7 protein-coding genes and 2 pseudogenes are annotated in these 14,185 nt (G+C 74.4%); 8 read left to right on the top strand and 1 reads right to left on the bottom strand.

What is annotated here, in order from left to right; translation table 11 throughout:
• Positions 1 to 4 precede the first annotated feature (4 nt).
• The 5 genes and pseudogenes from ABEB13_RS17495 to ABEB13_RS40600 form a co-directional block, all read left to right on the top strand.
• Positions 5 to 1,636, top strand: a complete 1,632-nt coding sequence (locus tag ABEB13_RS17495) for a succinic semialdehyde dehydrogenase (RefSeq protein ID WP_345706265.1) — start codon at positions 5 to 7, stop codon at positions 1,634 to 1,636.
• A gap of 42 nt (positions 1,637 to 1,678) precedes the next feature.
• A complete protein-coding gene (locus ABEB13_RS17490; protein ID WP_345706264.1) occupies positions 1,679 to 3,457 on the top strand; it encodes a GMC oxidoreductase in 1,779 nt (592 codons plus the stop codon).
• Between the two features lie 656 nt (positions 3,458 to 4,113).
• Complete coding sequence (locus ABEB13_RS17485; RefSeq protein WP_345706263.1) at positions 4,114 to 5,178, top strand: hypothetical protein; 1,065 nt, start codon at positions 4,114 to 4,116, stop codon at positions 5,176 to 5,178.
• A 767-nt stretch (positions 5,179 to 5,945) separates the two neighbouring features.
• Positions 5,946 to 7,539: pseudogene (gene guaA / locus ABEB13_RS17480) on the top strand (glutamine-hydrolyzing GMP synthase).
• Positions 7,540 to 7,709: 170 nt separating this feature from the next.
• Positions 7,710 to 8,222 (top strand): annotated as a pseudogene (locus ABEB13_RS40600) (DoxX family membrane protein); the annotation flags it as partial.
• A 1,237-nt stretch (positions 8,223 to 9,459) separates the two neighbouring features.
• Here the strand turns inward: ABEB13_RS40600 and ABEB13_RS17470 are convergent.
• Positions 9,460 to 10,473 (bottom strand): PspC domain-containing protein, encoded by a 1,014-nt coding sequence (locus tag ABEB13_RS17470; protein ID WP_345706261.1) that lies wholly within the window; start codon positions 10,471 to 10,473, stop codon positions 9,460 to 9,462.
• 132 nt (positions 10,474 to 10,605) lie between these two features.
• Here ABEB13_RS17470 and ABEB13_RS17465 point away from each other — a divergent pair, with 132 nt between their 5' ends.
• The 3 genes from ABEB13_RS17465 to ABEB13_RS17455 all read left to right on the top strand — a co-directional run bounded on the left by ABEB13_RS17465 (position 10,606) and on the right by ABEB13_RS17455 (position 14,149).
• Positions 10,606 to 12,078: an ATP-binding protein gene (locus tag ABEB13_RS17465; RefSeq protein ID WP_380231441.1), complete on the top strand. Its 1,473-nt coding sequence runs from the start codon at positions 10,606 to 10,608 to the stop codon at positions 12,076 to 12,078.
• Positions 12,071 to 12,757 carry a LuxR C-terminal-related transcriptional regulator gene (locus ABEB13_RS17460; protein WP_345706260.1) on the top strand — a complete coding sequence of 229 codons (687 nt, stop codon included), beginning with the start codon at positions 12,071 to 12,073 and terminating at the stop codon, positions 12,755 to 12,757. Before ABEB13_RS17465 ends, ABEB13_RS17460 begins: the two co-directional genes overlap by 8 nt.
• 171 nt (positions 12,758 to 12,928) lie before the next feature.
• Positions 12,929 to 14,149: an acyltransferase family protein gene (locus ABEB13_RS17455; protein ID WP_345706259.1), complete on the top strand. Its 1,221-nt coding sequence runs from the start codon at positions 12,929 to 12,931 to the stop codon at positions 14,147 to 14,149.
• The last annotated feature ends 36 nt before the right edge of the window (positions 14,150 to 14,185 follow it).

Genomic DNA, 14,185 nt, shown 5'->3' with positions numbered 1-14,185 from the left:
CACCATGACGGACACCACGGCAGACACCCAGGCCCGGTCCACCGGCACCGGACGCAACCCCGCGGCCCCCGGCGGGGCCCGCACCGTCGCCTCGGCGGTCACCGACGCCGTGGTCGCCCGGCTCGTCCGCGGCGTCACCGCCGGGCCGGACGCCGAGGCCGTCGAGACCCTGGCCCCGCTCACCGGCGAGCGCCTCGCGGCCCTCCCGCAGTCCACCCCGGCCGACGTGGAGCGGGCCTACCGGCTCGCCCGCACCGCCCAGCAGGCCTGGGCCGCCCAGCCCGTCCGCCGCCGGGCCGCCGTGCTGCTGCGCTTCCACGACCTGCTGCTCGCCCGCCAGGACGAGGTGCTCGACCTCATCCAGGCCGAGACCGGCAAGACCCGGCTGCACGCCTTCGAGGAGGTGCTCGGCGCGGCCCTCGCCGCCCGGCACTACGGCCGCAAGGCCCCCGCCTACCTGCGCGACCGCCGCCGCGGCGGCGCCCTGCCGGTGCTCACCCACACCCTGGAGGCCCGCCGCCCCAAGGGCGTGGTCGGCCAGATCTCCCCGTGGAACTACCCGCTGGAGCTGTCCGTCAGCGACGCGCTGCCCGCCTTCGCGGCCGGCAACGCGGTGGTCAACAAGCCGGACACGCAGACCGCGCTGACCGCGCTGTGGGCCCGCGAGCTGCTCGTCGAGGCCGGCCTGCCCGCCGACCTGTGGCAGATCGTGATCGGCGACGGCCCGGTGGTCGGCCCCGCCGTGGTCGAGCACGCCGACTACGTCTCGTTCACCGGCTCCACCCGCACCGGCCGCCAGGTCGCCCAGCAGGCCGCCGGCCGCCTGGTCGGCGCCTCGCTGGAGCTCGGCGGCAAGAACGCCCTGCTCGTCCTCGCCGACGCCGACCTCGACCGGGCCGCCGAGGGCGCCGTCCGCGCCTGCTTCTCCTCCGCGGGCCAGCTGTGCATCTCCATCGAGCGGCTCTTCGTGCACCGCTCGGTCGCCGACGCCTTCCTGGAGCGGTTCACCGCCCGGGCCCGGGCGCTGCGGCTCGGCGGCGGCCTCGCCTACGGCGCGGACATGGGCTCACTGGTCTCCGCCCGGCAGCTGGAGACCGTCACCCGGCACGTCGAGGAGGCCGTCAAGGCCGGTGCCACCGTCCTCACCGGCGGGCAGGCCCGGCCCGACCTCGGCCCGCTCTTCTACGAGCCGACCGTCCTCGACGGCGTCACCACCGACATGCCGGTCTGCACCGAGGAGACCTTCGGCCCGGTGGTGTCCGTCTACCGCTTCGACACCGAGGACGAGGCCGTCGCCGCCGCCAACGCCACCCCGTACGGCCTGAACTCCAGCGTCTGGACGAAGGACACCCGGCGCGGCCGCGCCGTCGCCGCCCGTCTCCACACCGGCACCGTCAACGTCAACGAGGCCTACGCCGCCGCGTACGGCTCGGTCGCCTCCCCGATGGGCGGCATGGGCGACTCCGGGCTCGGCCGCCGGCACGGCTCCGAGGGCATCCTGCGCTTCACCGAGGCGCAGACCGTCGCCACCCAGCGGCTGATGCCGATCGGCCCCTCGCACGGCCTCGACGACCGGCAGTTCGCGGGCCTGCTCACCACCGGCCTGAAGGCACTGAAGGCCCTGCGCGTCCGATAGGCGCCGGCCAGTCGACCCCCACCCTCGAAGGAGCACACGGCCATGGCGGACAACGGCGGATTCGACTACGACGTGGTGGTGGTCGGCTCGGGCTTCGGCGGCTCGGTCGCGGCGCTGCGCCTGACCGAGAAGGGCTACCGGGTGGCCGTCCTGGAGGCCGGCCGCCGGTACACCGCCGCCGACCTGCCGAAGAACTCCTGGGACCTGCGCAACTACCTGTGGGCGCCCGCGCTGGGCCTGTTCGGCATCCAGCGGATCCACCTGCTGAGCAACGTGCTGGTGCTGGCCGGCGCGGGCGTCGGCGGCGGCTCGCTGAACTACGCCAACACGCTGTACGTGCCGCCGAAGGCCTTCTTCGAGGACCGCCAGTGGGGCGGCATCACCGACTGGCAGGAGGAGCTGGCGCCCTTCTACGACCAGGCGCAGCGGATGCTCGGCGTGCGCCTCAACCCCACGGTGACCGCCGCCGACAAGCATTTGAGGGCCACCGCCGAGCGGATGGGCGTCGGCGACACCTTCCACCTGGCGCCGGTCGGGGTCTTCTTCGGCGACGGCAAGGACTCCGACGGCACCGCGAAGGCCGAGCCCGGTGGCGAGGTGCCCGACCCGTACTTCGGCGGGGCCGGCCCGGCCCGCAAGGCCTGCACCGAGTGCGGCGAGTGCATGACCGGCTGCCGGCACGGCGCCAAGAACATGCTGATCGAGAACTACCTGTACCTCGCCGAGCGGGCCGGCGCCGAGATCCGGCCGCTGACCACCGTGGTCGACCTCGCCGAGCACCCGGACGGCGGCTACACCGTCGCCACCGTCCCCACCGCCCGCCGCCGCAAGGGGCCGCGCACGGCGCTGCGCGCCCGCCAGGTGGTGGTCGCCGCGGGCACGTACGGCACCCAGACGCTGCTGCACACCATGCGCGACACCGGCCGGCTGCCGCGGATCTCCGCCAAGCTGGGCTTCCTCACCCGGACGAACTCGGAGTCGCTGGTCGGCGCGCTCACCGACAACCGGCGCTACCGCCGCAAGACCGGCGCGGCCAGGGCGGACTTCAGCCGGGGCGTGGCGATCACCTCGTCGATCCACCCCGACGCGAACACCCACATCGAGCCGGTGCGGTACGGCAAGGGCTCGAACGCGATGGGCCTGATGACCATCCTGCAGTTCCCGCACGGCCGGTCCAACCTGCTCTCCTACCTGGCGACGACCGTGCGGCACCCGGTGCTGTCCGCCCGCAACCTGTCCAAGTACCGCTGGTCGGAGCGGACGATCATCGGCCTGGTGATGCAGTCGCTGGACAACTCGCTGACCACCTTCCGCAAGGCGAAGGGGCCCGGCAAGGGGCTGCTGACCGCGAAGCAGGGCCACGGGGCGCCCAATCCGGAGCACATCCCCGAGGGCGAGGAGGCCGCGCGGATCCTCGCGGACGAGATCAACGGCTTCGCCGGGACGAACGTCGGCGAGCTGATGCGGATGCCGATGACCGCGCACTTCCTGGGCGGCTGCCCGATCGGGGAGGACGCCGAGCACGGTGTCATCGACCCGTACCACCGGCTGTACGGCCACCCGGGCATCCACGTGGTGGACGGCGCCGCGGTCTCCGCCAACCTCGGGGTGAACCCGTCGCTGACGATCACCGCGCAGGCCGAGCGGGCGATGTCGCTGTGGCCGAACAACGGCGAGGCGGACGGGCGCCCGGCGCAGGGCGAGGCCTACCGGCGGGTCGCGGCCGTCGAGCCCGTCCGGCCGGCCGTGCCGACCGCGGCGTTCGGGGCGCTGCGGCTGCCCCTGCTGCCCGTCCCGAAGGTCCCCGTCCGCAAGGACTGAACGCGGTTGACAGCCGCCGACCGCCGGTGGGAGAAACGGGTCTTCGGCGGCGGGGCGGGGACCGGGGGACCAGATGGCGATCTGTACGGCATGCGGTGCGGCCTCCGCGCTGGGGGCGCGGCTCTGTGCGTCCTGCGGGCTGCCGTTCGCGGAACCCGGCTTCGCCGGGCCGAAGGCCCCGCCCGGGCCGGCGGGCGGCATCGGGGCGGTCGAGGACGCCGGCCCGCCCCCGGACGGCCGGTGGGGCAGCGGGGTCCCGTACGAGCCGGGCGGCGCGGGCGTCGTGCTGGCCCGGCTGCTCGCCGACTGGCGCCCCGCGCTGCGGGCGCTGCTCGCGCCGACGGCCCTGCTGGTGGCGGTGGCCGTGCTGCTGGCCCTGGCGGAGGACGGCCTCTGGCCGCCGCAGACGGAGTACGGCGGCCGGTTCCGGGTCGCGATCGCGCTGGTGCTCACCGTCTTCGGCGCGCCGCTGCGCGATCACGACGCGGGTGACGCGGACGGCCTGGTGGTGACGTCCGGGCTGGTGCTCCGGGGGTGCCGGTGCTGCTGGCCGCCGGCTGGCTCGCCCTGCTGGCGTGGCGCCTGCGCGCCGGCCGGGGCCCGCCGGGGCGGGACCGGGCCGCGGGGCCGCGGCGGCGGCCGCCCGGACGGCGGCCGTGTCGGGCTCGGTGGGGCTGCTGCTGGGGCTGGTCGGCCGGGTCGACCTGCAGGTCTCCGCACTCCGGCCGGAACAGGGCCACCGGACGGTGGGGACGGACCTGCCGACGGTGGTCGCGGTGTCGGCGGTGGCGGCCGGGCTGGTCGCGCTGGCCGTGTACGGCGCCGCCCCGCTGCGTGCCCGGGCCGGCCGCTGGGCGGACGTGCTCGCCCCGGCGGCGCGCGCCGCGGCGGTGCCGGTCGGGCTGGCCACGGCGGCGGCGCTGGCCGTGGCCGTGTTCCACCCGGACCTGCTGCAGCCCTGGGTCTACCTGCCGGTGGCGGCCAACGGCGGCCTCCTGCTGCTGGGGCTGGGCTCCGGTGCGACGGTGCGGCTGGCCGGCGGCGACGTGTCCCGCACGCTGTCGCTGTTCGACCTCGGCGGTGCGGGCGGCCAGTGGCGCTGGGCGCTGCTGCCGGCGGTGGCCGGCGCGCTGGTGCTGGCCCGGGCGGCGTACAGCCGGGGGCTCGGGGCGGGCGACCGGCTGCGGCTGGCGGTGCTGTACGCGGTGCTGCTGGCCGTGCCGATGCTGGCCGGCCTGTCGATGCGCTACCGGTTCGGGCTCGGTATGGAGCCCGGTACGCAGCAGGAGCACGGGTACTCCGTGTCGTTGACGGTCGGCACGGTGCTGGTGGCCGTGCTGCTCTGGGCGGCGCTGGGTGCGTTCGCGCTGCCGGCGCTGTTCGCCGCCGTCCGCCCGGCGCCTGCCGGGCGCGGTGCGCCCTCCGAGCACCGTGACGGCGCGCCGTGGATGGCTGTGCGCCCCCGGACGCCGTGCACGGCGCGGTCGAGCCGGACAGCGCGCCGCCGCCGTACGGCGCCGAGGTGCTGGACTGGCGCGGCCGGTCGTAGACCGCCCCCGGGCAGCGCCCGGACCGACGGACAGCGCCCGGACCGACGGACAGCGCCCGGACCGACGGACAGCGCCCGGACCGGCCCCGGACAGGGCAAAGGGCCCCGCGGGGGAACGGGGCCCTTTGTCGTTCAGCACTCGGCGTCAGGGCGGCGCCGGTGCTGGGGATGACGGCGCCGGGGGAAGAGCGCCGCCTGTCGGATGGCTTGGAAGCGCGACGGACGCCCGGCGGGTGTGCGGGCTCCGGCACGCGCGGGCCGGGTCGGCCTTCACGGAGCGTGAGGTGATAACCGTTGTCGCTGCCGGTTCACCGGTCGTCCGGAAACCGGAGTGCGCCGCCTGTCACGGCGGACGGCCAACCCCCACATCCAGCATCGTGCTGGACGGAAGCCTTACTGTGCAACCGATTCGGCACACTTCGCCGCAGTCCGTTTGTCGCCCGGCGTTCGGCGGAGGGTCCTCCGGAGGCGGTTCGGTGCGGCGTGCGGGGCGGGAATCGACCCGGGAGAACGACTACGCTCCGTAGTAGAGGCAAGCCGGGGCGCACGGGGGCGTGCGAACGGAGCCCGAGTGACGGGGCGGGCGCCGGGAGGCGGGGCGGCCGGCGCCGGCCGCCCCGCCCCGTCGGTCCGTCCGGTCACGGCCGGGGTCGCTGTCCCCTGCTGGCCCGACTGTGCACCGGCGCGCGGTCCCACGGCGGGCGCTGCCCGCCACGCGTGCCGGTGGACCGGATCGAGGCATCCACGCGTGGTCCTGCCGACCGTCCGGGGGCCGCCCGGGCCTGGCGGGCCCGGTCCGGTCGTACGGTCATGAGGTGCAACGATCCGCCGCCCGGGCCGGTCACGGCGCCCGTCCGCGGCAAGCGGGTGAATCGGGGCGTTCGAGGCGCCCGGTAGACTCGGCACCAGACACTCCCCACACCCGCCGGAAGGCCGTCCGTGTCCTCTGCTTCCCCGGACCAGTCCGCACCTGAGAACGACACCGTCCTGGTCGTCGACTTCGGTGCCCAGTACGCCCAGCTCATCGCCCGCCGGGTGCGTGAGGCGCGGGTCTACAGCGAGATCGTGCCGAGCACCATGCCGGTGGCCGACATGCTCGCCAAGAACCCGAAGGCGATCATCCTCTCCGGCGGCCCCTCCTCGGTCTACGAGGAGGGCGCACCGCATCGACCGCGCGCTGTTCGAGGCCGGTGTCCCGGTCTTCGGCATGTGCTACGGCTTCCAGCTGATGGCCGTGACCCTCGGCGGCACCGTCGACAACACCGGTGCCCGCGAGTACGGCCGCACCCCGCTGTCGGTCTCCCGCACCGGCTCGACCCTCTTCGAGGGCATCCCGGCGCAGCACTCCGTGTGGATGTCGCACGGCGACGCCTGCTCGGCCGCGCCCGAGGGCTTCACCGTCACCGCCTCCACGGGCGTGGTGCCGGTCGCCGCCTTCGAGAACGACGAGGCCCGCCTCTACGGCGTCCAGTACCACCCCGAGGTCCTGCACTCCGACCACGGCCAGCAGCTGCTGGAGCACTTCCTGTACCGCGGCGCCGGCCTCGCCCCGACGTGGACGACCGTCAACGTGGTCGACGAGCAGGTCGCGCTGATCCGCGAGCAGGTCGGCACCAAGCGCGCCGTCTGCGGCCTCTCCGGCGGCGTGGACTCCGCGGTCGCCGCCGCCCTGGTCAACAAGGCCATCGGTGACCGGCTGACCTGCGTGTACGTCGACCACGGCCTGATGCGCAAGGGCGAGACCGAGCAGGTCGAGAAGGACTTCGTGGCCGCCACCGGCGTCCAGCTGAAGGTCGTCGACGCCAAGGAGCGCTTCCTGAGCGCCCTGGCCGGGGTCAGCGACCCCGAGCAGAAGCGCAAGATCATCGGCCGGGAGTTCATCCGGGTCTTCGAGCAGGCGCAGGCCGAGATCGTGGCCGAGGCGGGCGAGCACGGCGAGTCCGTCGACTTCCTCGTCCAGGGCACGCTCTACCCGGACGTCGTCGAGTCCGGCGGCGGCACCGGCACCGCCAACATCAAGTCGCACCACAACGTCGGCGGCCTGCCGGAGGACCTCCAGTTCCAGCTGGTCGAGCCGCTGCGCAAGCTGTTCAAGGACGAGGTCCGGATGGTCGGCCAGGAGCTCGGCCTGCCCGCCGAGATCGTCCAGCGCCAGCCGTTCCCCGGCCCGGGCCTGGGCATCCGGATCGTCGGCGAGGTCACCGAGGAGCGTCTCGACCTGCTCCGCGAGGCCGACGCCATCGCCCGCGAGGAGCTCACCGCGGCCGGTCTCGACAACGAGATCTGGCAGTGCCCGGTGGTGCTGCTCGCCGACGTCCGCAGCGTCGGCGTCCAGGGCGACGGCCGCACCTACGGCCACCCGATCGTGCTGCGCCCGGTCTCGTCCGAGGACGCCATGACGGCCGACTGGTCGCGGCTGCCCTACGACGTGCTGGCCAAGATCTCCACCCGGATCACCAACGAGGTCCGCGACGTGAACCGCGTCGTCCTGGACATCACCAGCAAGCCGCCGGGCACCATCGAGTGGGAGTGATCCCACCGGCCGGTCTCCCGGCCGATTGAACGACCGCGCCGCCGCTTCCGTACTGGGGAGTGGCGGCGCGGCTGCGTACGCCACCGGAGCTGCCGCAGAACCCGGTCGGCTCCGGGCAGAATCGGACCGGACCTGTCATCGGACGACAGGCGTGAGCGAAGGGCATCGGTATGACCCCGGGGCACGACGGACACCGACCGCCGCACGACAGCGCGCGGCGCATTCCCTGGCAGCAGACCGCCACCCGGTTCGCGACGCTGCCGCTGCGCCTCTTCCTCGGCGTCACCTTCGTCTACGCGGCGTTCGACAAGCTGACCGACTCGCACTACCTGGCGGGCGCGGGCGACCCGGCCTCGTTCGTCTCGCAGACCCAGGCGGTCAAGGGCGCCAGTCCGATCGGCTGGGCACTCGACCTGGCCCTGCACATGCCGACCTTCGTCGCCCTGCTGATCGCCTTCGGCGAGCTCGCGGTCGGCCTCGGCACCCTGCTCGGCCTGTGGGGGCGGCTCGCCGCGGCCGGCGGCGCCATGATCAACCTGACCCTCTTCCTCACCGTCAGCTGGAGCGTCTCGCCGTACTACCTCGGCAACGACCTCGCCTACCTGATGGCCTGGACCCCGATCGTGCTCGCCGGCACCCCGTATCTGTCCGTCGACGGCTACCTGGCCCGGCGAGCCGAACGGGACCGGGCCCGCGGACTCGCGGAGGAGACCGTCCGCCGGCGGGCCCTGCTGGACGGCGGGATCGCGGCCGTCGCCCTCGGCGGCGCCGGGCTGCTCTCCGGCTCCCTCACCGCCACCTTCGGCCGCGGCAAGGACGCGGTGACCGTCACCCCCGCCACGTCCGCTCCCGGCCCCGGCCGCACCGAGGCCGCCCCCGTCGCCCCGCCCTCCGGCGGCACCGGGGCCGCTCCCTCGGTCGCCGCCTCGGCCGTGCCGGTCGGCGGATCCGCGCAGGTCAAGGACCCCGCCAGCGGTGACGCCATCTACATCGTGCAACCCGCCGCCGGCCAGTACTGCGCCTTCTCGGCGATCTGCACCCACTCCGGCTGCACCGTCGACGCCCCCGGGACGGCCGGATGTACTGCCCGTGCCACGGCTCGCGCTTCGACGCCGGGACGGGAGCCGTCGTCAACGGTCCCGCCACCAAGCCGCTGCCGAAGTACAGCGTCACCAGGAACGGCGACCGGCTGGAACTCGGCAACCGGCAGCAGACCTGACCGGCGCTCAGGAGTCCTCGGGCGGGGGCGGCGCAGGCTCCGCCGACCGGCCGCGGCGGGCCACCGCCGTCACCGCCCCCGCCAGCCCCGCAGCCCCCAGCCCGATCAGCACCACCGGGACGACGACCCGCCCGTCCACCACGTCGCCCGACAGCGACGCCGCCAGGTAGACCACCGCGATCACGGTGAACAGCGCCCCCGACACCAGCGAGAACGGGTCGACCGGATGCTTTCTCATGCCTGCACCACCTCCACGTCTCCGAGACCCACGTTCAGGGTGAGATCCAGCGTTCCGCGCGGCACCGCCCCGGCAGCCGGCGGCACCACCGACTCCCGGGTGCGGCCCGTCCCCGACAGCCGCTCGCCGTTCGGCAGCCGCACGTCCCCCACCGCGTTGCGCACCGTCAGCCGGACGGTCACGTCCCGCCGCAGCAGCACCTTCAGGTCACCCGCGCCGAGGCGTACCGTGCTGCTCAGCGTCCCGCCCGCCGGATCCACCGCGGTCAGGTCCAGCGTCGCGTCGCCCGCCGCCAGCGCGTAGTGGTCCTGCAGCGCCGACGCGGCGGCCGGCGTCCAGGTGCGGTCGCCGAGGCCGGCGCCGAGCACCGCGCCCGAGCCGCCCGAACCGGCCAGCAGCAGGGCCAGCAGCAGGGCCGGCACCGTCAGCCCGCGGGCCCGCCCGTACCGGGCGCCCACCAGGATCACCAGGCCCAGCGCCAGTAGCGCCGCGGCCGCCACCGTCGCCGGGTGCACCGTCCCGCCGTGCCGTCCAGCCAGCCACCACGCCAGCGCCCCCGCGCCGGCCGCGAGCAGCAGGCCCACCCCGCCCAGTCCGCCGCCGCCCCGTCCGGCCGGGGCCGGGGCCGCGGCCGGGCGGGAGCCGCCGGGGCCTGCTTGCGCAGCGGGTCGCCCTCCGGGAGGTCGGTGCGCTGCCACCACGCCTGGGCCGGCACCCCCGGCGGCGGGTTCTGCCCCTGGTACGGATTGCGCTCCGGGTGCCGCGGGTCCCACAGGTACCCGGACGGGCCCGGCGGCGGGCTGTCCGGCGGGACGGCGCCGGCCGCCCGGGCCCGCGCGTGCTGCTCGGCGACACTCTCCCGGGCCTCCCGCAGCCGGGCGTGCATCTCCGCCTTCCGGGTCTGCCACTCCGCCTGGAAGTCCTGACCGAACCGGTGCTGCCAGGTCTTCCAGTCGAGCTGCTCCACCTGCTCCTCGGGCCGGTCCCGGGGCCCGTCCTGGGGCCCGTCCGTGCCCGGGGCCCCGTCGGCGGCCCGGCGCCGGCGCTCCGGGTCGTACCGGACGGCGAGGAACACGAGCGCGCCGAGCAGCAGCAGCGGGAACATCTGGCCGCCGTCGCCCATCGAGGAGAAGAACACCCCGGTGCCGATCACGGTCAGCAGCACCGCGCCGATCGACTGCCCGTCCACCCGGCCGGTCAGCACCCGCTGGAGCTCGGTGCGGCCCGGCGCGCCGTCCGCCTCCGGCGGCCGCGGCACGATCAGCCAGGCCAGCCCGTACAGGAACAGGCCCAGCCCGCCGGAGAGGCAGAGCACGGCGACGACGACCCGGAACACCACCGGGTCGATGTCCAGGTGGCGGCCGAGACCGCCGCAGACGCCGGCCACCACCCGGTGCCGGTCGCTGCGGGTCAACGGCGGGCGCTGGCCCTCCTGGGACGGCTCCGGCTCGGCCCCGGTGCTCTGCTCGTCGGTCATGGCACCATCCTGCTGGCTCCCGGGCCCGCACCCAACCGGCACGGGCCCGGTCCGTACCCTGATCTCTCCCTGAGAGACCTCGGGGCCCGACCCTGATGCACCGGCACCCGCCGCCGTGTGACCATCTGTGGCGTGGCAGCACCCGGCAGCGAGACCCAGTACCCCGAACCCGACGCCCCGGCCGCCCCCGGCGCGGCGGCGGAGCATCCCGCGGGCGGGCCGGCGGACCCGCCGTACCGGCGGCTGTACCGGAGCCCGCACGGGCGGATCCTCGGCGGCGTCGCGCACGGCCTGGCCGTCCACCTCGGGCTGCCCGTCCGCTGGGTGCGCCTCGCCTTCGTGCTGCTGTTCTTCGCCCAGGGCATCGGCGCGCTGCTGTACGCGGCGTTCTGGTTCGTGGTGCCGATCGGCATCGGCGAACCGGCGCCCGGCGCCGCCACGCAGTGGGCCTACGTCAACGGCGCGTTCGTCCGGGTCGGCGTCGGCACCGCCAGGCCCGCCGGGCCCACCAAGGGCCGCAGCCGCGGCATCGCCCGGCTGCGCGAACTCCTCCAGGGCACCTTCCTCGGCGCCCCCGACCCGGCCGGGCCGGGCGGCGCACCGGCCCCCGGCGAGGCCGCCGGCACCGGCCGGACCGGAGGCGCCGGCCAACTGGTCGCCCTGCTCGCCCTGGTGGTCGGCGTCATCGCCGTGCTCAACGCCCTGCACATCCAGACCGCCAAGCCGTACGTCTGGCCGCTGCTCACCATCGGTGTCGGCGTCGCCCTGGTCTGGCGGCAGGCCGACGACTCGCGGTGGCAGCGCTGGTTCGGCCTGGACGAGGGCTCCAAGCGCCGCAGCGCCTTCGTCCGGGTCGCCGCCGGCGTGCTGCTGGTGGTGGTCGGCATCGTCGCCTTCCTCGTCCTGCAGGGCAGCGGCTCCACCCTGGCGTCGGTCGTCGAGGCCTCCCTCGCGGTGCTGGCCGGCATGCTGGTGCTGGTCGGCCCGTACGCCCTGCGGATGTGGCAGGACCTCGGCGCCGAGCGGACGGCCCGCATCCGCGCCCAGGAGCGGGCGGAGATCGCCGCGCACGTCCACGACTCGGTGCTGCACACCCTGACCCTCATTCAGCGGCGCGCCGAGGACCCGAAGGAGGTGCTGCGGCTGGCCCGCGCCCAGGAGCGCGAACTGCGGCTGTGGCTCTACCGGCCTGACGCCGTCGCCGAGGCCGCCCCCGACACCCTCGCCGAGCACGTGCGCGCGGTGGTCGCCGAGGTCGAGGACCGGCACGGCGTCCCGGTCGAGCTGGTCTGCGTCGGCGACTGCCCGATGGACGAGCGGATCGCGGCACAGATGCAGGCCGCGAGGGAGGCAATGGTCAACGCGGCCAAGTACGGTGGCGGGGGACCGGTCCAGGTGTACGCAGAGGTGGAGGGGAGGACGGTGTCGGTGTTCGTCCGCGACCACGGCCCCGGCTTCGACCCGGACACCGTGCCCGAGGACCGGATGGGCGTCCGGGAGTCGATCGTCGGCCGCATGAGGCGCCACGGCGGCACCGCCCGCGTCCGGCCGGCGGCCGGCGGCGGCACCGAGGTCGAGCTGGAGATGGAGAGGGCAGATGACTGACACAGGGGGCACGGCACCTGAGCGCACCGCGCGGGTGGTGCTGGTGGACGACCACCGGATGTTCCGGACGGGCGTGCGCGCCGAGATCGGGCGCACCGAGGTCACCGGCATCGACGTGGTCGGCGAGGCGGACGACGTGGAGTCCGCGGTGCAGGTGGTGGCCGCGACCCGGCCGGACGTCGTGCTGCTCGACGTCCACCTGCCCGGCGGCGGCGGCGTCGAGGTGCTGCGCCGCTCGGCACCGCTGATGGGGGACCAGGGCGGGGTGCGCTTCCTGGCGCTGTCGGTCTCCGACGCCGCCGAGGACGTCATCGGCGTGATCCGCGGCGGCGCGCGCGGCTACGTCACCAAGACCATCACCGGGAGCGACCTGGTCGGCGCGATCTTCCGGATCTCCGACGGCGACGCGGTGTTCTCGCCCCGGCTGGCCGGCTTCGTGCTGGACGCCTTCGCGGCCACCGACACCCCGCCGGTCGACGAGGACCTGGACCGCCTCACCCAGCGCGAGCGCGAGGTGCTGCGGCTGATCGCCCGCGGCTACGCGTACAAGGAGATCGCCAAGCAGCTGTTCATCTCGGTGAAGACGGTGGAGAGCCACGTCTCCGCGGTGCTGCGCAAGCTCCAGCTCAGCAACCGCCACGAGCTGACCCGCTGGGCGACGGCCCGCCGGCTGGTCTGATCGGCAAACCTCACGGCGGCGCGGCTCAGGGGTGTGCAATGGCCGACAAGTCGGGTACCGGGCCGATAAACGGTTCGGGTGCCGGTTAGTGTTCTCGGGTCCACCCGGGGCGTCGCGCGCGGTCCATCCGCGTGGGGGCGGCCTCTGCGCCCGGATCTGAGAGCCATGCCGATGTCATCCAGCACCACCGCGTTCACACCGCCGGCCGTGCCGCCCGTACGGGACCTGTCCCCGGGCGGGGGCACGCCGGTCAGGCAGGAACCCGCGCGACCGCGGCTGCACGTCCTCGACGGGCTGCGGCTGCTGGCCGCCCTGTCCGTGGTGCTCTGGCACTACACGGGCTACCAGCAGCACCCGGCGATGTGGGGTGCGCCGCCGGCGAAGGTCGTTCCGCACCTGCACACCTTCGGTGCGTACGGCTGGATCGGCGTGGAGCTGTTCTTCCTGATCAGCGGCTTCGTCATATGCATGTCCGCCTGGGGGCGTACGGCCGGCAAGTTCTTCGTGTCGCGGGTGGTGCGGCTGTTCCCGGCGTACTGGATCTGCCTGCTGATCACCTCGGCCGTGGTGCTCGGCAAGCACCCGTCCTGGATGTGGAACGCGGAGAAGTTCCGCTACTCGGACGTCCTGACCAACATGACGATGATCCAGAACGGCATCGGCGGGCTCGACATCGACCCCGTGTACTGGACGCTCTGGATCGAGATGCGCTTCTACGTGCTGTTCGGCGTCCTGGTGGCCATCGGGCTCACCTACCGCCGGGTCGTGATGTTCTGCGGGATCTGGATGTTCGGTGCGATCGCCGCCGGCGTCTCGGGCATGCCGCTGCTGGACCTGATCTTCGTCCCCGAGTACGCGCCCCTGTTCATCGCCGGCCTCGCGCTGTTCCTGATGTACCGCTTCGGGCCCGACCTGCTGCTCTGGGGGATCGTCGCCTTCTGCTGGCTGGTGTCCCAGCACAAGCTGCTGCAGATCATGAGCGGCTACCAGAACGACGCGCACCACCGGCTCTCGTACTCCTTCTGCCTGCTGCTGCTGACGCTGTGCTTTGCCGTGATGCTCGCCACTGCGCTGGGCTGGCTCAACTGGGTCCGCGGCCGCTGGCTGGTCACGGCCGGCGCCCTGACGTACCCGGTCTACCTGCTGCACGAGGAGATCGGCTGGTGGGTGCTCTCGGAGCTGCACGGCCGCATCAACCCCTACCTGCTCACCGGCCTGGTCATCGCGGGCGTCATGGTGCTGGCCTACCTGGTGCACCGGCTGGTCGAACGACCGCTCTCCAAGGTCCTCAAGCGAGGGCTCGACCAGGCGCTCGAACGGGGTCGGAAGATCGATGCCCTGGTGGACCATAATGGTCGGCGCAGGCACGCCACCCACTCCGCTGCGGAGTGACCGCGCAGCGTCACGAACCGCCTGTGGAAGTCCACA

Source organism: Kitasatospora paranensis, assembly GCF_039544005.1.
Taxonomy (GTDB): domain Bacteria; phylum Actinomycetota; class Actinomycetes; order Streptomycetales; family Streptomycetaceae; genus Kitasatospora; species Kitasatospora paranensis.
The sequence above is the reverse complement of the archived record's forward strand: the minus strand, read 5'-3'. Positions and strand labels throughout refer to the sequence as shown.

What these genes read in the sequence shown, in the direction of transcription:
- ABEB13_RS17470 (WP_345706261.1), bottom strand. Translation starts at nt 10,473, where the DNA reads ATGACCGACGAGCAGAGCACCGGGGCCGAGCCGGAGCCGTCCCAGGAG.
- ABEB13_RS17490 (WP_345706264.1), top strand. Translation starts at nt 1,679, where the DNA reads ATGGCGGACAACGGCGGATTCGACTACGACGTGGTGGTGGTCGGCTCG.
- ABEB13_RS17495 (WP_345706265.1), top strand. Translation starts at nt 5, where the DNA reads ATGACGGACACCACGGCAGACACCCAGGCCCGGTCCACCGGCACCGGA.
- ABEB13_RS17460 (WP_345706260.1), top strand. Translation starts at nt 12,071, where the DNA reads ATGACTGACACAGGGGGCACGGCACCTGAGCGCACCGCGCGGGTGGTG.
- ABEB13_RS17455 (WP_345706259.1), top strand. Translation starts at nt 12,929, where the DNA reads ATGTCATCCAGCACCACCGCGTTCACACCGCCGGCCGTGCCGCCCGTA.